Raw genomic sequence first — 23,580 nt, 5'->3', positions numbered from 1 at the left:
AACAGACATGGAGGGAACATTAGGAAACTGCTGAAACAAATAACAATGATATGTCCATGACAGTTTTATGAAGGATTAATGAAATTTCCTGCCCCACTGAGGGCACTACAAAATAAAAAGGCATGGAATAACCGCAGCCACTCCATGCCCCACACAGGATCGTTTTCGTTTACCTGACTGAACGGATCAGGGACGGCTGTACGCGTCTTCCAGCCTGACGATGTCATCCTCGCCCAGATAGGGGCCGGACTGCACCTCGATCAGGGTCAGGGGAATACGTCCGGGATTTTCCAGACGGTGCACGGCCCCCAGCGGCAGGTAAACACTTTCGTTTTCACGTACCAGGATCATTTCCTCATTCCGCGTCACCTGCGCCGTCCCTTCCACCACCACCCAGTGCTCGGCACGGTGATAATGTTTCTGCAGCGACAGTTTCTCCCCCGGTTCCACCACGATCCGCTTGACCTGAAAACGGCTGCCTTCGATCAGGGTCTCATAAAAACCCCACGGGCGGTAACAGCGGCTGTGGGTGGTCGCTTCCTTACGGCCATTCTTTTTCAGCCGGGACACGATGGCCTTTACATCCTGCGCATGGTCGCGATGTGTCACCAGCACCGCATCGTCATTGACCACCACCAGCAGGTCTTCAACCCCGGTTACGGCCGTCAGGACGCCATCAGTGCGCACGTAGCTGTTGGATGTGTTGAACACCGCGACGTCACCAATGGTCACGTTGCCATGGTCGTCTTTCGGCCCCAGTTCCCATAATGCGTCCCAGCTTCCCACATCGGACCAGCCGAAATCACCGGGGATCACGGTCATGAGACTGGTACGCTCGGCCACCGCGTAATCAATGGAGATATCGGGCGAACTGGCAAAGGCTGTCGCATCCAGCCGTTCAAAATCAATATCCGACTTCCGTTCCTGCACGGCCTGCCGCACGGCGGTCAGGATGGCAGGTTCGTATTTTTCCATTTCCTGCAACATGGTGCGCGCAGTGAACACGAACATGCCGGAATTCCATAGGAACTGCCCTGATTCCAGCATGCGGGCGGCATTCGCGGCATCAGGTTTTTCAACAAAGCGTGCAACGCTGCAGGCACCATCATACCCGTCCAGCGGCGCGCCCTTTTCAATATAGCCATACCCCGTTTCCGCCTTGGTAGGCGTCATGCCGAATGTCACGATCCGGCCCGCACGCGCCACCCTGACCGCAATATCCAGCGCGGACGCGACATTCTCCGGTTTCTGGATCGCGGCATCCGCAGCCATGACCCACAGCACGGCGTCGGGATCGGTTTCAGCAGCCAGCAGGGCAGCCGCGGCAATGGCGGGGGCCGAGTTACGGCCAACGGGTTCCAGCAGGATGCGCGGCGCGGTAATGCCGACTTCCTTCAGCTGTTCGGCCATGACGAAGCGGTGTTCGTTATTGCAGACGATAATGGGCATGGCAAACCCTGCGCCCTGACTGCGCAGCGCAGTTTCCTGCACCATCGTCCGCTGCGAGACCAGCGGCCAGAACTGCTTGGGGTATGAACTGCGTGAAACCGGCCACAACCGGCTGCCACTGCCACCGGACAGGATAACGGGTATCACTGGTGTGGAGGGAGGCTGCGATGTTGCATGCGTGACGGAAACGACCATTCTCACTCCTGAAAAACCAGTAATCGGGGCATGATGCGGCCCGCAGGAAACGCCTAGTGAACTTTCTGTGCCGTCGCACGCAGCATGTCCAGGGAGTCACGCAACTGCATTGCTTTTTCAAAATTGGCCATTTCCTGACGCTTGGCGGCGAACAGGATGGCGTCGACATGAATGACCAGCTTGCGCAGGCGCCAGAACTGCTCGGCATCGACAATCAACGTGCGCGACATGTCTTCCAGCGCACCCACCTGTACGTATTTGGTATGGCGGACGGGATCATCATGCAGTTCCTCGACAAAAATCGGAACGAAGCATAGCTGCACGGAACAGGGCGCCGGGACAAAGGGACGTGTTTCGTGCCCGTCATAGACCTTGACGCGGCTGATATCGAATTTGCGATATTCCTGCAAAAGCCACGCCATCTGTACCGGGGGGGCGATGCGGGCGAAATCGGCGCGCGTGATATCAAGGAAGACACGGCGGTCGCGTATGATCGTCGCATCATAGTCCGCAAGCTGCCGGGCGTAGGCGGCTTCTTCCTGTGAATGCTTCATCAGGACATTATGTCTGGCGAAATTGGCGTCGCTTTGGCTGCTCCAGCCCAGATAAACACCAAAACCCGCCACCAGGCACAACAGGACCGGCAGGGCCATGCACATCCACCAGTGCCGCCTCATGAACGCCCACATACCCGTGCGCTCCAGTGCCTGCACCGGATGATAGATCATCATCCACCGGTTCTCCCTGACTGTATGCCCCGCCCTGACAGGAATGCATCATGCGTCAGGCAGTTTCCTGCCCCTTGCAGACAAGGCCGTTTTTCTGCGCTGACATACTAGCAGAACCGGCATGTTGCTGTCATGCAGGGATATATTCCCTGCCCCCCCGATCTGGATCGTGCCCGCATGTCCCGCCTGTTCCGCGACCTTGCCATCCTGTCCTGCATCTGGCTGCAGACGGGCAGCGCACAGGCGGCGACACCCGCGCCGCAGCCTGCCGCACCCATACTGGAACGCGTGGTGCTGGTCGCGCGCCACGGCATACGCAGCCCCACCCACCCGATTGCGGAACTGGATGCCCATACCCACAGGCAATGGCAGGCATGGCCCGTGGCCCCGGGCCAGCTGACCACGCATGGACAGCGCGACCTGGCGTTGATGGGGGCGGCGCTGGGGCAACATTACCGGCAGGCGGGCGTGCTGCCTGCACGGGGATGTACTGCGGGGGTGCTGGCGGTCTGGTCTGATGCGGCGGACCAGCGCACGCTGCAGACCGGAAACATCATGGCCCATGCCCTGTTACCCGGCTGTCCGGTCACACCCGGCAGCCTGCCCCCCGGCACGCATGACCCGGTCTTCAATGACCTGCCCACGCAGGCCGGTCCCGCGCTGCAGCATGCCATCATGACTGAACTGTCCACCACGCTGGCACAGGATCAGAAAACACGCCCGGCCAATGTGCGCCAGGCGCAGGCAATGGCGCAGGCCGTGGTACAGCCCGCCGGATGCAGCACTACGGACTCGCCCTGCTTCACGCAGCCGGATCGGGCCACATGGCACAAGGGCGCCCCGCACCTGTCCGGTGGGCTGTCACAGTCGGCTGATGTGGCGGAAGACATGCTGCTGGAATATGCGCAGGGCATGTCATGCGCGGATATCGGCTGGGGATATCCGGACATGCGCCATGTCATTGATGTCCTGCAGCCCGCCCATAACCATGCCAGCCGACTGGTCCGCCGCCTGCCCGTCCTGGCCTTTCCGCGCGGGCATATTCTGGCGGGCATGATAACGGACCTGCTGACAGGCGGGTCCGTGCGTGGACCCGCTGGCGACATGATTGCGGCCACCACGCCGATTATCCTGTTTGCGGGACATGACAGCACGCTGGACATGCTGGCGGCGATTTTTGGTCTGGACTGGTCCTTTTCAGACCTGCCGGACCCTACCGGCCCCGACACCACGCTGGGGTTCGAGACATGGCGCATGCCCGATGGCCAGCGCCGGGTGCGGGCCGTCATATTCCATCAGGGGCTGGATGCCCTGCGCACGGAACAGTCAATGACGGCGGAACCTGAAACCCTGCCCCTGCCGGCCTGCCACCCCGGACAGGATGGCAGTTGTACGCTGGGTGATTTCACGCGGACCTTTACCGAACGCCTTGATGCCTATCAGCACAGGTGACGCTGCCTGTCATGCAATCTGAAAATCAAGGAATTACCTGGCAAGATTATTCAGGGCATTCCCAGCCGACAGAACCGGAACCCCGCCCCCGGCCGGGCATGACGCGCCAGTACATGCGCAAGACGGGGCTGGGTCACGGTCGTGGCGATCCGTTCATCCATTTCCATCACGACAAAACGGCGTGTGCCGCCATCCGCCGCGTTCAGGTCCATGACGGCCTGCGCTGTCGTGCCTGAACCGCCAAAGGCATCCAGCACTACCGCATCGGGGGCGGGACACAATGCGCGCAGCAGGTAGGTCACCAGCGAAAGCGGTTTGGGATAATCAAAGCACACGCCACATTGCGCCAGTTCGGTTGCGGCCTGCTGCACCGTCCCCATGCCTTCCAGCACGGTCAGGATATGGCTGGGCTGCGCCTGCCGGTCCTTTTCCATGAAGACCGCCCCGCTGGGGGTCAGGTAAAAACGGGTTTTCAGGCCCTGCCGGTCGGTGATGTCACGAAACCCCGCCGCGATGAAGGCCGCGCACTGGCGGCGCGAACTCCAGCCACTGCGCAGGGTCACGGCCTGTGCCAGACGCCCGTTCCTGACTACGATCGGCACGTCAAAACGCGGCCAGAAGCCGGGATCGGTGGGGACGGGAATAACGCCATCGTCAAAACGGGCGGGAAAGCCTGCGGGCAGCACAAGGTCGGATACCGGATTGCGTGGTCCGTTCTTGATGATGGTATTACGGATGACCGGCCGTCGCAGCTTGCTGCGCGCACCGACCTGCGGGGCCAGCACGCAGCCGGGCACGAAGCGTCTGGCATCACGCGCGAACACCACCACATATTCATGGTTGGTCTTGATGCGACTATGGTTGTCGATATTGCCGGTATTGACCCAGACAAACGTCGCCAGAAAATTTCCGGGTCCGAATACCTCCTCCATCAACAGGCGCAGGCGGGGGTATTCACGGTCATCAATACAGCAGGCAATCACGCCATTTTCAGCCATAAGCTGCCGCAATCGCAGCAGGCGCGGATACATGAGACACAGCCAGCGGTCCTGTCGTGACAGGCTGGCCGCCCGCTGCGGGCCAAGCACGTCCCCCAGCCAGTGCAGGGCGGCGGGATTACTGACGCTGTCATCATACAGCCAGTCGCGCCGCCCGGTATTATAAGGGGGATCAATCAGCACCATGTCCACCTGCCCTTCATGATCGGGCATGAGCGCGCCAAGGGCTGCCAGATTATCCCCCAGAATGACCATATCGGTCCCCTCCGCCGCCCCACGGCACAGGGCGGGATCAACCTGCAGCACACCCGCGCGCATCCGGTCCAGACAGGCCGTAACGGCGTGCTTGCCCTCCCATTCCAGCGTGGCCACGTGTCCTCCCGTTCCTGCCTTATGCCGGTCCCACTATCCCGCAATGCGAACCGGAAGGGGAGAGCTACCTGCGCACAGCGCGCCAGGACCGGACATAGCCGGATGTGAACGGGTCTTTTTCCATATATGTTACAGTCGATAATAACAAAAAAAGATTATGGTCCGGACACAGGTGCTGGCCCGCAATTCAGGCGACAGCACAGAATATGCCGTTGCCATCACGCCCTTTCATCCCGCCAGTCCTGACAGGATCGCGACAGATCATGCATCCCTTTCAATCAGACTTTATCTGTCTGGACAGACCAGCGGAAAGCACAGGGAACCCGGATATTCCTGCCATCAATACAGACTGCGCCGGTTTCATTTTGTGGATGGGTGTCCGCACATCTCAAAAAAGACCGTTTGAAAAGCCGGTCTTTGAAATACCCCGCAATTCATAAAAAAATCCGGGTGCCGGTTTTTCTGGAAACAGGTGACGTTCTTTGACGCTTAAAAAAAAGCGTCACCAAAACTTCTTTATGTTTGGCCAAACGCCCTGTTGCGACGCGGGAACCCGTCTGCCTTCATTCTGGATAACGGCCGCTACGACCCTGCTTGATGCGGCTGCGATGCTGTTTGTTGTCCATCCGTTTTTTACGCTGCGTGCGTGAAGGACGGGTGGGCACGCGGTAAGCCTGCACCGTGCTGGCCTGTGCAATCATGTCCTGCAGGCGGGCGACCGCGTCCTCGCGGTTGCGGATCTGGCTGCGGAAACGCCGGGCCGTCAGCACGATCACGCCGTCGGCTGTCATCCGGCTGCCCGCCACCTCGATCAACCTGTGCTTGACCCGGCCAGACAGGGTGGGAGAATTGCGGGCATCAAAACGAAGCTGGGCCGCTGTTGCAACCTTGTTGACATTCTGCCCGCCGGGGCCGGATGCCAGTATGTAGGTCACATGTAATTCATCATCGGGTATGATGGGGGATGACATGGCGGTTTACGGTCCTGTCGGGCGGAAGGTATATCGTAAGCTTATGGGCGGCCCTGCATGGGCAGCATTGCTGTGCCGGCCGTTTGCTATCACCATGCCTGCCGCACGATGACAAGAGCGGAGTAGCACAATCATGAACGATGAGGCTGTCACGGACCAGTTGCGCAAGGCCCTTGCGCAGGCAGCGGGCGATGCGGCACAGGCCAAGGTGATGCCCGTGGTCAAGATGATTGCGGCCCAGCAGCTTGTGGTCATGGACCTTATGCAGATGCTGGTGGATGCCAAGGTACTGCATGCGGATGAAATCGCCGCACGCATGCGTCATCATATCGACCATACCGATGCAAAGGACATGGCGGCGCGGACCCTGTTTGAACAGGTGCGCGCCCGGTTTGCATCCGGTGTCAAACCCTCCTGATATCATAAGGAAGTGTGCAGATGGCTGATCATCCCCCCGCCCTGCGGGCCGAAATCGCGGCGCTGAAGACGGAACTGGCGCGTGTACGTGACGAACTGGCCGTGGCGCGCAAGACGATACAGGACCTTAACCTGAAACTGCGGCGTGAGCAGACACGTCCCCCCACCGCGCGCTGACACGGTGGCATGACAAGGTATTTCCCATCATGAATGAAGAACGCGATGCAGCCGGTCGGGCTGTGGTCTATCCCACCGTCAGTTGCGGTGCCGAAGCGGTGCAGGATTCCATCGTGGTCATGGATCTGTTCATGGCAACGTCGCCCGAACACATGCCCAAGGGTAACAGACGTGTTGTGACCGTACTGCCGCCGGAACTGGCCCTTAACCTTGCCGAACAGTTGCGCAATGCCGCGGAACGCGTGCAGGCGGCACGTACAGACAAAAAAGGCTGAGAGGCTGAGAGGCTGAGAGGCTGTTAAAAAACAATAAAAGTTTTTGAGTGCTGCTTTTTTTTAAAGCAGCGTTCTTCGAAGCTTTTTGAAAAAAGCTTCACCAAAAACTTTCCAATGATAACGGGATGTTTCCTGAGCGGGCTTTTTTAAACAGTCTCTGACCTGTTCCGCCAGAACTGACGCATGCCAGCATAACGCAGGTTGACCGCCACCTGCCCACCCTGAACGGTGGGAATGGTCATGGTATTTTCCAGCGCGCTGCGCATGGCCTTCTGGGACGCCATGTGCACGATGCCCACGGGCGGATGGGGAAAAAACAGGTTGGCAAGTTGCCCGGTGGTTTCGTCCAGCAGCCAGGGACCAAGGTAGTTGTGGCTGTTATCAAGGAAGGTGACGGGCTGGCCATCGATATAGACCGCCAGCGCCATGCATAGCTGGTCCTGTGTAAAGGCCATGCCGCGCCGTGGCAGGATCAGCGCCTGCCACCGTCGCAGCACGGGCCAGATCGTGGCATTGCGATGCAGGCAGAATACGCCTGCATTCAGCAGGGGCTTTGCGCCGATGCGCTTGCGGATATGAAACGGCAGCCGGGCGCGACTGGCGTTCTTGTAAAGGAAAGAACGGATCTGCATCCACCCCGGACAGATCCAGCGCACCCCCAGCAGGTTGGCGATCTTGGCGCCGATTTCCGGTACGATGGCCAGTGCTCTCCCCTCACCCGCAGCAAACACCTGTTCCAGCGCACGTCCATCCTGCACCCATGTATCGGCATCCAGCCACGCGATCAGGTCGAATTCCGGCAGCATCTGGTCCAGCCACAGCTTGCTTATGTTAATGGCAAGGCTGGGCCGATTCCGGATGGCGCGTTCTGGGGCATAATCAGGGATATGGGGCGCGATGATCTGTATGCCCTGTCCCTGTAACCGGGCTACCTGTTCCGCTGTCATCCCGCAATCGATTACCCCAATGGGGGTATCGGCATGATCGCGTATGGAAGCGACCAGTTCGTCCACCAGATGGAAATAGGTGTGGTCGCATCCGGTGACGATAATCCGGCGACCGATGGCGGGAGGTGTGGCACAGGGGGCATGCAGCGTCATGCCCGGCATCATAGGGATAAGCCGGGACGGCGGAAATATCCCTTTGTCAAAAGCTGTTTTCAGCACCCGCCTTGAGATATCAGGCAAATTACAGAAGGTTTTTGCGTGCTGCCTTTTTCCAAAAATACGGCATGCTTCGAAGCTTTTTGAAAAAAGCATCAGCAGAAACTTTTATTGCTTTTTTATCCTTCATGGCTTCGCGGCAGGAAGCAGATGATAGCGTGCGCTGAGTTCAGGGTGACGGAAGGCCATGATGGCACGCAGGCTTTCATGGGCGGCCCATGCATCGTTCGTGGTACGCGAATTGCCATGCATGCGGTAGCGGCACAGGATTTCGGGCACATAAGCGGCCTCGAAACCATGGTCGATGAATTTCAGCCAGAAATCATAATCTTCCCAGCCCTGGTCAATATGGCTGTAGCCATCCACATCCACCCATGCCTGTCGGCGGATCAGGGCCATCACATCAACATAATTCTCGCGCGCCATCTGGGCGGGGTCCCATATGTCGGCCGATCCGATGCGCTGTTCCTTGCCGAAATATTCAAGCTGGCTGTAGGTGGCGTCGAACCCGCCATCGCGCGCGGCATCATGCAGCCGGGCTATGGCGCGGGGATAGATGGTATTATCCGCGTCCATCACGAACACAAACGCGCCGACGGCATGTTTGAAGGCGGTATTGCGGGCTTCGGATGGTCCCTGATTACGGGAATGCACGATCAGGGTGCAACGCCAGAAACGCTCACGGTTTTCTTCCATCCATGCGGTAATCAGGGCTGCGGATTCATCCCTGTCCGAATGGTCATCCACCACGATCAGATCAAGGGCCGCATGCGTCTGGGCCATGACTGAATCAAGGGCCTCGAGAACATACCGGCCATAATTGAAATTGGTGATGCATATGCTGACAAGGTCAGCCGGTTTCTTGCGGCGGCTGCGGAATGTAAACGCTGTCTGGCCCGTGGCCATCCATGGGGCGGTGATGCTCATGCCTCCGGCGTGCTCCATACATGCGAAATGAACCCGCGTATCCGTGTGCAGCGCGCACGGTTAAGGGCAGGGGTCTCGATTGCCTGCATGGCGGCAAGGCGCACTTCTTCCGCCTTTGCCTGACCATCGGGCGTGTTCAGCAGCCATTCGATCAGGTTGGGAATGTGGCGACCGCTTTCTTCAAGAAAATGCACATTGGGGCGAAAGACCGGGTGCGGCAGGCAGGGCTCGGATACCACCACACTGCCATTGGCCATCGCACCCTTGACAATGCGGTGCCATTCGAAAAATCCGTAATCATCACGGTGAATGTTCAGCGCGATACGGGAATGCCCCGCAACATGCGACGCAAGGCGTGAGAGGGGATTATCCCGTGGACTGCTGTCGATCGGTGTGGTGAATTTACGATAATAGAAGTAATTGCAGAATTGTGCAAAGAACCCGGCATTACGGGAAAAGAATTTCTCCCGGTGTTCCGATACGCCGCCAAAGAAACTGACATCCAGTTGCCGGTCGGCAAAGGGCGTATACCGGTCGGGACGCCTGCGACACGCAGGCGGCAGGATGCGCACCATGGCATGCTGCATGTCACCTTTTTGCAGGTAATCCCGTTCCGTGCCGATATTGGGGGTGAAATGGATGGCGGGCAACCCGGCCTGCCGGAAGCCTTCCGCCATCTGGTGACAGATGTCGATCACGCCTGCCGCCATCAGCAGGAAGGGGATGCCGCGTTCAAACCACAGGGTCTGTGGCTGTTCGGTATTGAACATGATGGCGTCACGGATAATGGCGCCCGTGGCCCAGCCCTGGCCCTGTCCCAGATGGAAGAATTCATGCGGGGCCACGAAAATGCATAGTTCGGGCCGGTCATCGGGATTGCCGGTTTCATCCAGCAGGACACAGTTCAGGCCGCTTTCGCGCAAAGTTGTGCAAAGATCGGATGCGATTTCATGAATGAATACATTCCCGTGGGAATTGTAAAAGACCCCGATACTGTCGGGCACCGGCCCATCGGGGGCCATGTAATCTGCATCATCCAGCCCCTTGGCCGCGCACAGCGCGCCCAGTGTGCGTGAGACATGCAGGGCACCGAAAATACGCCGCCCTTCCGGCACGCCATACAACAGGGCATGTTCGGCCATATCCGTGGTCGTACGTTCAATGTCGCGATTGATGTCGTGATAGAGATCAGGGGCGAAGAACGGCAACTGTTCCAGCGTTCTTGCACCAACACTCAGGTCTTCCAGATGGAAGCGGGGCAACAGCCCATGATGGGCGATATGGCAACCACCATGTGTTTTCAGGAAATGGATGAAGGGGTTGCGGTTTTTTGTGCCTGCATCGGGATACTGACGCAGGTATGATGCGGGACGAAAATTGCGGTTGGGCTGGCGTCCTTCCCGGAAGCCGTATCTGACGTAATGGAGCAGGGGATCGATGTTCGACCCGGCAACATCCTGATGCACCGAAAGATAGAAATCAGCATCAAACAGACCTGATTTCTCTATGGTTTCAAGATCCTGTTGCTCGGTCGGGGTCAATGTCAGGAGCGGCTCCGCGGACAATGTCTTTACCTTGGCTGGGACGGGATGGAATAACGGGCGGCAACACCGCCAGTCGGGCGCGCACAGTCATTCTGCTAGGGCAGATCAATTAATAATTGATTATCCGGCCCGCTTATTTTTTACCCGGATCACAGGTGAAGCGTGGGTTACAGGGCGTATCCTGTACCGGCATTACATAAATCACACTGTCGGAATGCAGGTGCGCCGGGCATATCCTTCAGCCTGCCACCCCATAAGGGGAGGGCTGACAGGTAGCATGGACAATGCCCGGTCAGGGAATGCTAGATGACAATCAGACCAAGCGAGATGGCCTTGAGCACGGTCGTGACGCGGTTGGTGCATTCCAGCTTGCGCTGTGCGTTCTTGAGATGAAATTTTACGGTATTTTCATTTAGCGTCAGGATATCCGCGATATCCACTGTAGTCTTGCCATTCGCCACCCATGACAGACATTCGCATTCACGTTGTGTCAGCGGCGGGGCTTCCGGTTCCGGTGACGCCGTCAGATAATGATAATGCTGGTAATACTGCATGGTCAGCATTGAAAGGGCCGCCTGCACACGCCGCGACACCATCTTGCGTGCCAGTTGTCCGAAATTGACCAGAAAAACCGAAGAATCCGGCCCATGGATTGGCATGACAAACCCGTCCTGCATGCCCAGGTCATGCATGTCGGCGACCAGTGCCTTTTCCTGCTTCCTCACCGGATCGCATGCATGCCACCCGAACCCTGTATGGCTGGTCATGGCGCGGCGTATCACCGGATCCACCCGTCCGTAATTGCTACCCATATAATGACTGGTCCAGTGGGTGGGATAGCTGGATGTGGTGGGACGCAGGCCGCCGGGCCGGAATTTCTTTATGATACCCGCAACGCAGTAGAAATCCCCGATCTGGCTGACGGCCTTGTGGAACTGGGCTGCCAGTTCATCCACGGTGCGCGTGTTCAGCATCGCGTCCAGCGTATCCATGGCCTGGCTGTTAAAAAGGTCGCGATTCAAAAAACGTATCCTGCAATCAGTCTGGTTATGAAATTGTCTCCCTCTGCACGCCTATCATACCCGCGGACATGACACCAATACCCAGTAATGCGCGATAAGGAGGCACCCGTGATAATGCAATCAAAGGCTTACAGAACAGAAAAGGGCATCAGACCTGTGGAGAAAATGGTCCCGACGTCCTGTCCGGGCACGTTGGGCCATTCCGGATGGAATGGGCAGAATAACAGCGTGTGCATGATGCCTGTCCGTTGAACTGCGTGCGAAAGTTTTTAGGTATTATTTTTTAAATATGATATTTTCTGAATATTTTAAAAAAACTTTCCTCAAAAATTTTTCTTATTTCAAGATGTCATCATAAACTGAACAATCAAACAATCTATTATTATTTTGGTCTGAACGATTTTTTACAGCCGGTTCCATTATTATGGAAAAATCCTGATCTTCCGGGACGCAGTTTTGTCCGTGACATGCCGGGGACAGAACACAGGCCCGACCGACAGATATTGTCGCCCCGATCGTGTCAGACAGGAAAGGATATACGCGCGTGGGCAGGACGCATTGCCGTACCTGTTTCCATTTTTTGACGCTGCCGGAAATTAATTCTATCATTATCTGTTTATGATTTTAACCATTTGTGCTTCCGGTTTCAGGTCAGGTTATATGAATTCCCAGCCGCCCTCTCTGCCTCGTCTTGCCATTGTTGTTCCCTGTTACAATGAATCGGAAGTCTTTTCTTATTGCCTGATGGAACTGGACGGCTATCTTGGTAAGATGATCGGTGATGGGATGATCAGTCCCAACAGCTATCTATTATTCGTGGATGATGGCAGCCTTGATGATACGTGGCAGCAGATCAGTGTCGCAACCCGGAACCATGCCCACGTCCGTGGCCTGAAACTGTCATGTAACAAGGGTCATCAGGCCGCATTGCTGACAGGTCTGGCCAATGCCGATGATGCCGATGCCATTATCAGTATAGATGCTGATCTGCAGGATGACATCAACGCCATTGGGGAAATGGTGAAGTCTTATGCCACCGGACATGATGTCGTGTATGGGGTGCGGGCTTCGCGCCAGACGGACACGGCCTTCAAGCGCATGACGGCGGAGGTTTTTTACCGGCTCATGACCGTAATGGGGGTCAAGCAGGTCTTCAATCACGCGGATTTCCGTCTTTTAAGCAGCCGGGCGCGTGATGCGCTGCTGGAATATCATGAGCGTAATATCTATATCCGCGGCCTTGTACCACTGATCGGTTTCCCGTCGGCAGAAGTCTATTATGATCGCAGGGAACGTACGGTGGGTGTTTCCAAATACCCGCTGCACAAGATGATGGCACTGGCACTGGAAGGTATTACTTCCATGACCGTCATGCCCCTCAGGATCATTACGCTGACTGGCTTTTCCATCAGTCTCATCTCCATTCTGGCCATTATGGTAGTGCTGATCAACAAGATGATTGGCAATCCCATTCAGGGTTGGGCATCGGTTATTGTCGCCCTGTTCTTCATGGGAGGGGTACAGATGCTCTGCCTTGGAATTATCGGGGAATATCTGGGCAAGATATATCTGGAAACCAAGCGGCGTCCCCGGTCCCATATTGAAGAAAAAGAGGGTTTCAATAAATCATAGTTATTATGTCTTGGGAGGGATAATATATTTTCATTGCGTAAAAAGCCGGAGAAAACATGAAGCGCTATTTTCTGGATTTTAAAGAATATATAGACAGGAGTAGCATAGCATTTCTTGTTTTCGTTTTTGCGCTATGCGGACTTAATTCTGGTTTTCTTTCCCTGATTGCCCATTTTTCCTATTATGCCGATATCGCACACGCGACATGCCAGTGGGACTGTAAATGGTACACGGGTATTGTCCGCAATGGGTACGACAGATTACCACAGTTACACGGTAGTGATGGACTGACACAGGCGAACTGGGCATTTTTTCCACTTTACCCCCTGATGTCCTACGCAACACAGATGGGCCTGCATATCAGTACGTTGTGGGCCGAACTGCTGGTTAACCTGGCTCTATGGCCGGTGCTGATTTATCTGTGTTACAGGGAACTTGCAGCACGCGCAGTTGATGTGGACCGGATCGGCTTCACCCTTTTCTGTGTCATATATCCCTTCAATATCTGGTATACGTCACAGTATTCGGAAGGGATTTATGGTGTATTCCTGATCGGCACGCTAATCCTGCTCCGGAAAAACCATATATTAGGGGCAGCATTTGCCTGTTTCCTGCTTAGTTTTTCCCGTCCAACCGGGTTTCCCACTGCGGTCATGATTGCAGGCTGGTGGTTTTTCAGACGTACTGGCATCACCCTCCGGACACGTTCCATTACCTGGGAGCGTATGGCTGTTCCCGTGCAGGAGAGTTTTCTGCTGATTTCCGCAGCCGGGGCGGGGCTGTCGATTTTCGTGATCTATCTTTATCATCTCATGGGGGACGGGTTTGCGTTTTCTCATGTGGAAGTAGGGTGGGAAAAGCATTTCAGCTTTTTCCTGACCAATTTTATTAATTCATTCCTGCAGGCAAAGAAAATAAAGCTGGGCCTCTATTTTATAGCTTCCTGCTATTTCATTTATGGAATGCTGGCAAAAAAATGGTACCTGAATTTTTCCATCATGTCATTTGTTGCATTGATGGTGGGATCGACAGGTCTGGATTCAATCGAACGCTATGTCTTTTCAAACCCATTGATGATTGAATTTCTGGCCTTCCTGACCCTGACGCAGGCCCGGGTCAGGCGTTGGTCAATCTTGACGTTACTGTTTGCCCTGCATATCGTTGTTATTGAACTGTGGTTCCATGGACATATTGCCCTTATTTAAATGAAGAAATATACATATCTTGCAATCATATTATTCGCATTCGATGTATTTGCGTTCATTCTGGGCATGAGGCCACAGGTGTCACCTGATTATCGGCATTATTATATTGATCATACCATAAGCATGAATACATACATCCAGCATATGCTGGGCAGATAAATCATGTGGTAACGACAGTGTCAGGCAGGGGTTCTGTATGTACCGCAGGGGCTAGGGCATACCCTTGCACGGTAACCTATGAACCTGCAGCAGAAGAACATCTGACCGTCAAAAGAGGATATATTGGGATAAGACCGGAGCAATCGGCGCTCCATTACTGAGAACATATAAAAAATATTTTTTGATGAGTGTTTTTTAGACGTTCAAAGGGTGCCGCCTTTTTCAAAAAAGCGGCGCCAAAAAAACTTTTATTTTTATCGGGGCTGGCATCCTGATTGGAATGCTCGGGTCGTCTTCTTACCTATGCCAGCCCCAACAGTTTTTTATGCCGCTGCCTGCTTCTGTTCCGCCCTGATGCGCTGAAGCAATGGCACGAATTCCGACAGATGCCCGATACGGATCAACCCCGGCCACTCAGGCGCGGGCCGCGACAGATCCCTTAGCAGCACACAGGCCATGCCCGCACGGCGGGCGGCTTCGGCACCGGCATCGGAATCTTCCAGTACGATACAGTTACCCGGCGGAATGTTGTCCTGTTCGGCCGCATACAGGTACAGATCAGGCCGTGGTTTAGGCATGTTCAGATCACGCCCGGAATGGATGCGGTCTTCATCCAGCATCCTGTCCAGACCCGTGCTGCTGAATTTTGCGTCCATTTCCGCCATGGACGAATTGGACCCGATACGCACCGGCAGGCCCAGATCAAGTGTGGCCTTCAGCATGTCTTCCGCGCCATCCACGGTCTGGGCGTCGGTTTTCATCATGGTGACAATGCGGTTCTGCACCTGCATGTCCCAGTCATCAGGCAGTGTCCTGCCACTTTCATGCGCGATGCGGTCACGGATCTTGGCCAGTTCGCCGCCGGTAAACAGTTTGTTTGCCTGCTCGTCCGTAATGTCCCAGCCATATTTTCGCGCTTCCTGCGCCATGATGCAGGTGGACAGGTATTCCCCATCGACCAGAACGCCATCACAATCGAAAATAACCATGCGCAACTTCCCATCGGGACGCACGGCAGCGGGCAGTTGATTATCGGATTTGCTATGTAAATTCAAAGTTCAGACCCTACCTTTCATGCACTTCCTGTACGCCGAAACAAAAACATATTGCGCCAGAAGCCATAATTTAAGGATATGATATGATTTTTTATATTGAAAGAACAAAATTTACATTTTTTCGTAATCAACAAAACATAAACATATGATATTATTTATTTATATTTTAAATTTATTTGGGATTTTAATTTAAATAATACAGAGTATTCTGTTAATATATTTAAGTATTTCTTTTACGTTACTTGAACGCCATTACGGCCCGACATGCATGCAACATGTCCGAACCGTAATGTATCGTACATATCCTGAAGACTACGCCCTATCCCTTGTGTGTGGCCTTCTGTCCTTTGGAAGGTTGGGGGGCGGGGGTATGCTCGGTCCAGCCGCCACCCAACGCGCGATATAGCGTCACAAGGTTCTGGTAACGCGACACTGCGATGAATATCTGCCACTGCTGCGCCTGCAGATAGTTACGCTGCGAGACAAGGGATGTGATGTAGGAATCCGTCCCTGCCCTGTAGCGCAGCATGGCCAGCCGGTAGGCATCCCCCGTTGTGGAGACATAACGGTCCATCTGCGCGGTTTCATCACGGTAGGTATCACGCGCGGCCAGCGCATCTGCCACTTCACGGAAGGCGGACTGCACCGTTTTTTCATATGCGGCTGCCTTGGATGCCCGCATGGCGCGCGACGCTTTCAGGTTGCCGCTGTTCTGTCCCCAGTTCAGCAGGGGTACCTGCAGTTGTGGTGAAACACCCCACGTCGTAGCTGCCGAAGTGAACAGCTTGTGCGGCTGCAGGCTGCTGATCCCGTCCGATGCGGTCAGGGTAATACGGGGATAGAATGCAGCCTTGGCCGCTCCTATATCCGCATTGGCCGCCAGCAGGTCATGCTCGGCCGACATGATGTCGGGCCGATGTTCCAGCACATCAGCCGGCAGGCCCGGTGGCAGGTCCTGCATGATGGTCTGCTGCCCCAGCGGGTGCGCGGGGGGCAGGTTATCGGGGATCGGCTGGCCGATCAGCAGGGTCAGCAGGTTTTCATCCTGCGCCACATGCCTGCGCGATTCATCACGGAAGGCGCCGCTCTGCGCAACCTGCGTTTCGGTCTGGCGCACATTCATCTCATCCGTTTCACCATGCGCGAAACGGGCCTTGACCATGTCCAGTGTCTGCTGCTGGGACGCCATGGTTTCATCCGACAGGCGCAGCTGCGCCTGATCGCCCAGCCATGAAATATAGGCCGTAGCCACCTGCGATATGATGCTGATCAGCATCGCACGGGCATTTTCGCGCTGCATGAGCGCATGTTCCGCGGCTTCCCGCGACATGCTGCGGATACGCCCGAACAGGTCGATTTCGTAGGATGAGACGCCAATGCCCATCTGGTAATATTTGAACATGGGCGGGTTACCGGTATCCAGACCCGGCGCGAAGCTCAGACCGGCAGCATCCGAAGGTCCCTGAAATATCGCCTCGCCCCCGCCGCTGATGGCGGGGAACAGGGTGGCGTGCTGGATATCGTACTGCCCCTGTGCCCGGCGGATATCAGCCGCGGCCTGCCGCAGGTCACGGTTTTGCCGAATGGCGATGGCAATCAGCGCCCTGAGCCGGGGGTCGGTAAAGAATTCCGCCCAGCCCAGATTAGCCGCCAGCGGATTTTCCTGCACCGGATCGCCGGTATTGGCATAGGCAGGCCACGTCTTGGCCAATGGCGGCGTGGGACGCTTGTAGTGCGGGATCATGGTACATCCCGCCAGCAGCACTGCCGCCATGCCAGCCGTGGCGACGCGCCTGAGTGTGGGGAGAACGGTCATCTGCATTACTCTCCCTTTGTCCGTTCGGACATACGCTGCACACGGAACAGGCGCAGCACGACCACAAAGAACAGCGGCACGAAATAGACAGCCAGCAACGTCGCCGTCACCATGCCGCCGACCACCGCCGTGCCGATCGCGACACGCGCCGCCGACCCTGCCCCCGTGGCGATCGCCAGCGGGAACACACCCACCACGAAGGCAATGGATGTCATGAGGATGGGACGCAGGCGTTCACGCCCGGCTTCCAGCACGGATTCCTCCAGCGTTGCACCATTTTCGAAGAAGGCCTTGGCGAATTCCACGATCAGGATGGCGTTCTTGACCGCCAGCCCCACGGTGGTCAGCAGCCCCACCTGGAAATACACGTCATTGGCAAGCCCACGCCCCAGGGTCGCGACAATCGCGCCCAGCACGCCCAGCGGAATGACCAGCAGCACGGCAAAGGGGATGGCCCAGCTTTCATACAGCGCGGCAAGGCAGAACAGGATGACGATCATGGCCAGCGCATAAAGCGGCCCGGTGGAAGAACCTGACGCCATCTGTTCAAAGGACAGGCCCGTCCATTCGTAGCCGACACCCTTGGGCAGCCTGGCCAGGATTTCCTTCATCGCGGCGATCGAATCACCCGAACTGTAGCCCGCTGCAGGCTGGCCAAGGATTTCAAAGGCGTTGAGGCCGTTATAGTCCTCCACCTTCTGCGGTCCCATGATCCACTCACCGGACACAAAGGCATTGAACGGCACCATGCCTCCCGTGGCGTTGCGGATATACCACCTGTTCAGGTCGTCGGGGATCATGCGGGCATCCGGTTCGCCCTGAATATAAACCTGCTTCACGCGGTCATCGCGCAGGAACTGGTTGACGTAGATCGACCCCAGCGCGCCTTCGATCGTGGTGTTGATATCCGCGATGGTGATGCCCAGCGCATTGGCCTTTTCACGGTCGATGTTCAGGTGGAACTGCGGCGCGTCTTCCATGCCATTGGGACGCACGGCCGTCAGGCGGTGATCCTTCGCCGCCATGCCCAGCACCATGTTGCGCGCTTCCAGCATCCTGGCATGGCCAAGGTGGCCACGGTCTTCCAGTTCAAGATCGAAGCCGGTGGCGTTGCCCAGTTCCAGCACGGCGGGCGGGTTGATGGCAAAGATCTGCGCCACCGGATCCATCCAGAAATGCATCATGATGCGCATGGCGATCGCAGCCGATGTCTGGCTGGCGGCTGGCCGTTCGTCCCAGTCCTTCAACCGGATGAAGAAGGCGCCTGCACTCTGTCCCTGCCCCGCGAAGTTGAACCCGTTCATGGAATAGACGGATATGACATTCTTGCCCTCGGTCTTGAGGATATAGTCGGCAACCTTGCGGTTGACCGCTGCCGTCTCCTCCAGCGTGGACCCGGCGGGCATTGTGACCTGACCAAAGATCAGGCCCTGGTCCTCATCGGGCAGGAAGCCACCAGGCAGGCGCATGAACAGCCAGCCCACGCCCACGGTAATCAGTACGAACACCAGCATGGACAGGCCGACATGGCCCAGCACACGGGACACGCCCTTCTGGTAGCTGTTGGTCAGGCGACTGAAATGACGGTTGAACCAGCCAGCGAAACCGGTGGTCTTTTCATGACTGCCGGGCTTGAGCATCGTGGCGCACAGGGCTGGCGTCATGACCATGGCCACCAGCACCGACAGCCACATGGCCGCGACAATGGTGATGGAAAACTGGCGATAGATCACCCCGGTTGACCCGCTGAAGGCCGCCATGGGCAGGAAGACCGCCGTCAGCACCAGCACGATACCGACCAGCGCACCCGAAATCTCATCCATCGACTGACGGGCGGCTTCCTTGGGCGAAAGCTTTTTTTCCGTCATGACGCGCTCGACATTTTCCACCACCACGATGGCGTCATCCACCAGCAGGCCGACCGCCAGCACCATGGCCAGCATGGTCAGCGTATTGATGGAAAAACCGAGGGCGGCAAGAATGCCGAACGTACCCAGCAGCACCACCGGCACCGCAATGGTCGGGATCAGGGTGGCGCGGAAATTCTGCAGGAACACCAGCATCACCAGGAACACCAGCGCGATCGCCTCGATCAGGGTAATGATCACATCCTTGATCGACAGGACGATGAAGGGTTCCGTATCCAGTGGATAAACGGTCTTCAGCCCCGGCGGGAAGAACTGTTCCAGTTCCTTGATCTGCTCGCGCACCGCCGTTTCGGTCTGAAGCTGGTTGGCCCCGGGCGCCAGTTTCAGCGCCATGCCCGATGCTGGCATGTTGTTATAGAAGGAGTGGGTATTGTAGGTCTGCGGCCCCAGTTCCACATGGGCGACATCGCGGATACGCACCTGTGATCCGTCCTGCTGCACCTTGAGCAGGATCTTCTCGAATTCCTCGGGGGAGCGCAGACGCGTCGGCCCGATGATGGTGGCATCCAGACGCGCGCCCTTCACGGCAGGCACGCCGCCAAGTTCACCGGACGAAACCTGGATGTTCTGTGTCTGGATGCCGGCCTGTACATCGCCCACCGTCAGGCCATATTTGTACAGCTTCGACGGATCAAGCCAGATGCGCATGGCATATTCAGAACCGAACAGCGTATGGTCACCCACACCCGTCACACGACTGAGCGGATCGGAAATGTTGGACGCCACGTAATCGGCGATATCCGCACCGCTCATGCTGTTATCAGTCGAAATGAATGCGATGACCATCATGAAGTTCTTGACGGCCTTCGTGATGCTCAGTCCCTGTGCCGTCACTTCCTGCGGCAGCTTGGGCTGCGCAAGCTGCAGCTTGTTCTGCACCTGCACCTGCGCGATGTCGGGATTGGTTCCCTGTGCGAAGGTCAGGTCGATTTCCATCTGTCCTGATGCGTAAGACTGCGAGGAAATATATTCCAGATGATCAAGCCCGAACATCTGCTGCAGGATGGGGCGCACGACCGTATCGTTCACCGTATCGGCCGAAGCGCCGGGATAGGTGACCGAAATCGCGATCTGTGGCGGGGCGATGCTGGGATACTGGGCGATTGGCAGGCGGAAGATCGAAACCGCGCCCACCAGCATGATGATCAGCCCGATCACCCATGCGAAAACGGGCCGGTCAATAAAAAAGCGCGACAGAGACATGGGGGCTTATCCTGCCTTGGACGGGGCGGACACATCCGCTGGGGTCACGGTATCGCCGGGATGGATCTTCTGCAGGCCCTCGACGACCACACGGTCGCCACCCTTCAGGCCGTCCGTCACCAGCCAGTTCGTGCCGATGGCCTGACTGACGGTGATGGGCCGCAGATTTACCTTGTTATCGGCGTCAACCACCCATACCTGCGGGTCACCATGGGAGTTACGCTGCACCGCCTGCTGCGGCACCAGCAGGGCGTTGGGGTCTGTTCCCTCGGCCAGCTGGGCATGGACATACATGCCCGGCAGCAGAAGGCGGTCAGGATTGGGCATGACAGCACGCACCACGACCGTGGCGGTCGATTCGTCAACATTCACTTCCGAAAATTCCATCCGACCGGAGTGTTCGTACGTAGTACCGTCTTCCAGCGAAATGGTAATGGCGGCGGCGTTATCGCCTGCACGCGTCAGCCGACCCTGCGCCAGTTCACGCTTGAAGCGCAGCAGTTCGGTCGCGGGCAGGTTCACGTCCACGTAAATCGGGTCAAGCCGGGTCACGATGGCAACGTTATTCGTCTGGTTGGCGGTCACCAGCGCACCCACGGTCAGGATGGAACGGCCGATACGCCCGGTGATCGGCGCATTCATGTGGGTATAGCCCAGATCGACCGTCGCACGTTCCAGCTGCCCCCTGGCGGTCAGGACATCACCCTGTGCTGCGCGTTCTGCGGCCAGCGCATCATCATATTCCTGCTGGCTGACGGCATGGGCCTTGAGCAATGGCCCATAGCGGTTCAGCTTGGCACGGGCGGTGACTTCACTGCCCTGTGCGTGCAGGAGCTGACCCTGTGCGCTATCCACTGCCGCCTGATACACACGGGGATCGATCTGGTACAGCTGCTGCCCTGCCTGCACATCGGTACCTTCGACAAACAGGCGCTGCTGGATGACACCGCTGACCTGTGGGCGGACCTGCGCGATTTCAAAGGCTTCGGTACGCCCCGGCAGCATCGTGTGGATTTCCACCGGTTCCGCCTTGAGCGTCACGATCTTGACCGGCTGTGGCGGAAGCTTGGGGGGAGCAGCATGCCGCTGACATGCTGCCAGAGCAAGTATCAAAGCCGCCGGGGCTACGACACGGGAATAATGCATCATGGTCACCAACCGGCTTGTAGGCCGTTATATATAAAATGTTTCTGAATCACGGGTATGCCGTTTTCCCGCACATAGCCGCCATAAGAAAGCCAAATAACGAAACCATTTGGTTTTCAATGAATAGAAAACTATATCGTATCCATAAGCCGGTCAAGCAGGACACCCACACAAAAGCGGTCGGAGCATATTACGAATGAGCAAGAATGAACATAACGCCCCCGCGACTGCGCCGCACGATTGCGAAAACCGCCGACGTGGACCGGGCCGACCGCCAGAAATGGAAGAATGCGAACGTCGGGAACGAATCCTGGATGCCGCAAGCGAGGTGCTGCAGCAATGCGGCTACCATGCGGCCTCGATGGACAAGGTGGCGCAGCATTCCGCCATGTCCAAGCGCACGCTGTACCAGATGTTCCATTCCAAGCAGGACCTGTTTCATGCCCTGATTAACAGCCGGCTGTTCAACGTCACGCCGGATGAGTGCCACTACCGTGAGAACCCGGCAGAGGAACTGACGGAACTGCTGATGAACCTTGGCCGGATCATTCTCCGTCCCGACCGGATCAGCCTGATCCGTGCCCTGATTACCGAATCACAGGAATCAGCGGATATCCGGCAGATCCTGACCAGCCTGCGCGCGGGGGGAAAGGGAAACGTGCTGACCAGCTGGCTGGAACGTTATGTACGCCAGCACCATTATGTGGTGGAAGACATATATATGTACAGCAACATGCTGTTTGGCATGAGCATAGGCGACCTGATGCTGCAGAGCCTGGCCTGCGCATCCGAATCCTCATGGATTGAAGAAAACATGCGCCCGCGCTTTCACCGTGCGGCGCGAATTTTCCTGGCAGGTTTCCAGCAGGACTGTAATACGTTCGCTACTTCATTCCGACAGGAATCCTAAAGCTTCTGGCGCATTTCCTGCCGGATCGCGTTACACTTTTTAGTAAAGACGCTGGCTTGTGATGCCGTCATGAAGTTGATGATAAATGCTCCGATGAGCGAGCAGAATGACAGGGAAATAACTATTTTTCCTGTCGTGCCAATGACGACATCATAATATTCCGCTGAATACCACAGCAAAAACATGCTGAGGACAGCGCCCAGAAAACCAAGAATGCCAGTAGAATGAATAAGGGAATCTTCTTCATTACTGAAGGCGGATGATTCCTTCCACAGCATATACAGCTTCTCGTTCATTTCATCCACCTGGCAGTCATGTTCCAGCTGTGCCGCACTGGTCACCTTGCCCGGTGCAGAACGATGCATGTCCAGTTCCTGCTGCGCCTTTGCAAACACCCGCCGGCGCTCTTTTATGGCGGGCAGACTGATATCTACAAAGCTGAGAATCGCCACATTCAAGCCTGCTGATAACTGGACAACCGCCTGAAAATCGCCCCATGTCTGATTCATGTGGCTTCCCCTTTCCCACACATACCTGCCTTCACGATACTGTAAGGAAAAGCAGAGCAGGAGATCGCAAAACCGTTAGGCAGGGCTGCATTTGGCTACATAAGGACTTTTGGAGACCAAATACAAAAAACCCGCCGTGTGAGGGCGGGTTTTTTGTGTCCGATCAAGGACTTATTCATGGTTGCGGGGATAGGATTTGAACCTATGACCTTCAGGTTATGAGCCTGACGAGCTACCGGGCTGCTCCACCCCGCGGTGGTGAGGGGTGACTGGAAGACCTGGCGGCGACCGACTTTCCCGTGCCTTGAGGCACAGTATCATGGGCGC

General features: G+C 56.5%; 20 protein-coding genes and 1 tRNA gene. 7 read left to right on the top strand and 14 right to left on the bottom strand.

Annotated features, from left to right (window positions below):
* Positions 1 to 186: 186 nt before the first annotated feature.
* Positions 187 to 1,644, bottom strand: a complete 1,458-nt coding sequence (locus MSKU9_RS13880) for a mannose-1-phosphate guanylyltransferase/mannose-6-phosphate isomerase (protein WP_141261984.1) — start codon at positions 1,642 to 1,644, stop codon at positions 187 to 189.
* A 53-nt stretch (positions 1,645 to 1,697) separates the two neighbouring features.
* The gene (locus tag MSKU9_RS13875) at positions 1,698 to 2,375 is read right to left on the bottom strand and encodes a hypothetical protein (protein WP_141261983.1); all 678 of its coding nucleotides are present in this window, start codon (positions 2,373 to 2,375) and stop codon (positions 1,698 to 1,700) included.
* Positions 2,376 to 2,549: 174 nt separating this feature from the next.
* Here MSKU9_RS13875 and MSKU9_RS13870 point away from each other — a divergent pair, with 174 nt between their 5' ends.
* A complete protein-coding gene (locus tag MSKU9_RS13870) occupies positions 2,550 to 3,824 on the top strand; it encodes a histidine-type phosphatase (RefSeq protein WP_162853825.1) in 1,275 nt (424 codons plus the stop codon).
* A gap of 50 nt (positions 3,825 to 3,874) precedes the next feature.
* On the opposite strand, the gene MSKU9_RS13865 is transcribed toward MSKU9_RS13870, so the two are convergent.
* Positions 3,875 to 5,194, bottom strand: coding sequence for a site-specific DNA-methyltransferase (locus MSKU9_RS13865; RefSeq protein WP_141261982.1), 1,320 nt, complete (start codon positions 5,192 to 5,194; stop codon positions 3,875 to 3,877).
* 563 nt (positions 5,195 to 5,757) lie between these two features.
* Entirely contained in the window at positions 5,758 to 6,165 is a 408-nt protein-coding gene (gene arfB / locus MSKU9_RS13860; protein WP_141261981.1) for an alternative ribosome rescue aminoacyl-tRNA hydrolase ArfB, read from the bottom strand.
* Between the two features lie 133 nt (positions 6,166 to 6,298).
* On the opposite strand from arfB, the gene MSKU9_RS13855 reads away from it, so the two are divergent.
* From MSKU9_RS13855 to MSKU9_RS13850, 3 genes are read left to right on the top strand one after another with little or no spacing between them, the layout of a single operon-like run.
* Positions 6,299 to 6,583 (top strand): hypothetical protein, encoded by a 285-nt coding sequence (locus MSKU9_RS13855; protein WP_141261980.1) that lies wholly within the window; start codon positions 6,299 to 6,301, stop codon positions 6,581 to 6,583.
* 20 nt (positions 6,584 to 6,603) lie between these two features.
* A complete protein-coding gene (locus MSKU9_RS18285) occupies positions 6,604 to 6,759 on the top strand; it encodes a hypothetical protein (RefSeq protein WP_162851960.1) in 156 nt (51 codons plus the stop codon).
* Between the two features lie 29 nt (positions 6,760 to 6,788).
* Complete coding sequence (locus MSKU9_RS13850) at positions 6,789 to 7,034, top strand: hypothetical protein (RefSeq protein WP_141261979.1); 246 nt, start codon at positions 6,789 to 6,791, stop codon at positions 7,032 to 7,034.
* A gap of 146 nt (positions 7,035 to 7,180) precedes the next feature.
* Here the strand turns inward: MSKU9_RS13850 and MSKU9_RS13845 are convergent, their stop codons facing one another.
* From MSKU9_RS13845 to MSKU9_RS13830, 4 genes are all read right to left on the bottom strand, one after another.
* The gene (locus MSKU9_RS13845) at positions 7,181 to 8,146 is read right to left on the bottom strand and encodes a glycosyl transferase (protein WP_141261978.1); all 966 of its coding nucleotides are present in this window, start codon (positions 8,144 to 8,146) and stop codon (positions 7,181 to 7,183) included.
* Positions 8,147 to 8,323: 177 nt separating this feature from the next.
* Positions 8,324 to 9,124 (bottom strand): glycosyltransferase family 2 protein, encoded by an 801-nt coding sequence (locus MSKU9_RS13840; protein WP_141261977.1) that lies wholly within the window; start codon positions 9,122 to 9,124, stop codon positions 8,324 to 8,326.
* Positions 9,121 to 10,689, bottom strand: coding sequence for a hypothetical protein (locus tag MSKU9_RS13835; RefSeq protein ID WP_162853824.1), 1,569 nt, complete (start codon positions 10,687 to 10,689; stop codon positions 9,121 to 9,123). The genes MSKU9_RS13840 and MSKU9_RS13835 overlap by 4 nt, the downstream gene beginning before the upstream one ends.
* A gap of 281 nt (positions 10,690 to 10,970) precedes the next feature.
* Positions 10,971 to 11,690 carry a helix-turn-helix transcriptional regulator gene (locus tag MSKU9_RS13830; RefSeq protein WP_141261976.1) on the bottom strand — a complete coding sequence of 240 codons (720 nt, stop codon included), beginning with the start codon at positions 11,688 to 11,690 and terminating at the stop codon, positions 10,971 to 10,973.
* Between the two features lie 660 nt (positions 11,691 to 12,350).
* On the opposite strand from MSKU9_RS13830, the gene MSKU9_RS13825 reads away from it, so the two are divergent.
* Both MSKU9_RS13825 and MSKU9_RS13820 read left to right on the top strand, forming a co-directional pair.
* Entirely contained in the window at positions 12,351 to 13,322 is a 972-nt protein-coding gene (locus tag MSKU9_RS13825) for a glycosyltransferase family 2 protein (RefSeq protein WP_141261975.1), read from the top strand.
* Positions 13,323 to 13,378: 56 nt separating this feature from the next.
* Positions 13,379 to 14,527, top strand: a complete 1,149-nt coding sequence (locus MSKU9_RS13820; protein ID WP_141261974.1) for a hypothetical protein — start codon at positions 13,379 to 13,381, stop codon at positions 14,525 to 14,527.
* 482 nt (positions 14,528 to 15,009) lie between these two features.
* On the opposite strand, the gene MSKU9_RS13815 is transcribed toward MSKU9_RS13820, so the two are convergent.
* From MSKU9_RS13815 to MSKU9_RS13800, 4 genes are all read right to left on the bottom strand, one after another.
* Positions 15,010 to 15,675, bottom strand: a complete 666-nt coding sequence (locus MSKU9_RS13815; RefSeq protein WP_141261973.1) for an HAD family hydrolase — start codon at positions 15,673 to 15,675, stop codon at positions 15,010 to 15,012.
* Positions 15,676 to 16,060: 385 nt separating this feature from the next.
* Positions 16,061 to 17,563, bottom strand: coding sequence for an efflux transporter outer membrane subunit (locus tag MSKU9_RS13810; RefSeq protein ID WP_141261972.1), 1,503 nt, complete (start codon positions 17,561 to 17,563; stop codon positions 16,061 to 16,063).
* Complete coding sequence (locus MSKU9_RS13805) at positions 17,563 to 20,688, bottom strand: efflux RND transporter permease subunit (RefSeq protein ID WP_141261971.1); 3,126 nt, start codon at positions 20,686 to 20,688, stop codon at positions 17,563 to 17,565. The genes MSKU9_RS13810 and MSKU9_RS13805 overlap by 1 nt, the downstream gene beginning before the upstream one ends.
* Positions 20,689 to 20,694: 6 nt before the next feature.
* A complete protein-coding gene (locus MSKU9_RS13800; RefSeq protein ID WP_141261970.1) occupies positions 20,695 to 21,837 on the bottom strand; it encodes an efflux RND transporter periplasmic adaptor subunit in 1,143 nt (380 codons plus the stop codon).
* Between the two features lie 193 nt (positions 21,838 to 22,030).
* Here MSKU9_RS13800 and MSKU9_RS13795 point away from each other — a divergent pair, with 193 nt between their 5' ends.
* The gene (locus MSKU9_RS13795) at positions 22,031 to 22,744 is read left to right on the top strand and encodes a TetR/AcrR family transcriptional regulator (RefSeq protein ID WP_227001092.1); all 714 of its coding nucleotides are present in this window, start codon (positions 22,031 to 22,033) and stop codon (positions 22,742 to 22,744) included.
* Here the strand turns inward: MSKU9_RS13795 and MSKU9_RS13790 are convergent.
* Both MSKU9_RS13790 and MSKU9_RS13785 read right to left on the bottom strand, forming a co-directional pair.
* Positions 22,741 to 23,253 carry a hypothetical protein gene (locus tag MSKU9_RS13790; protein WP_141261969.1) on the bottom strand — a complete coding sequence of 171 codons (513 nt, stop codon included), beginning with the start codon at positions 23,251 to 23,253 and terminating at the stop codon, positions 22,741 to 22,743. The genes MSKU9_RS13795 and MSKU9_RS13790 overlap by 4 nt on opposite strands.
* Positions 23,254 to 23,431: 178 nt before the next feature.
* A tRNA-Met gene (locus tag MSKU9_RS13785) sits at positions 23,432 to 23,508 on the bottom strand.
* Positions 23,509 to 23,580 lie beyond the last annotated feature (72 nt).

It is taken from the genome of Komagataeibacter diospyri, from assembly GCF_006538165.1.
GTDB lineage: Bacteria > Pseudomonadota > Alphaproteobacteria > Acetobacterales > Acetobacteraceae > Komagataeibacter > Komagataeibacter diospyri.
This window is presented reverse-complemented; position numbering and strand designations above follow the sequence as displayed.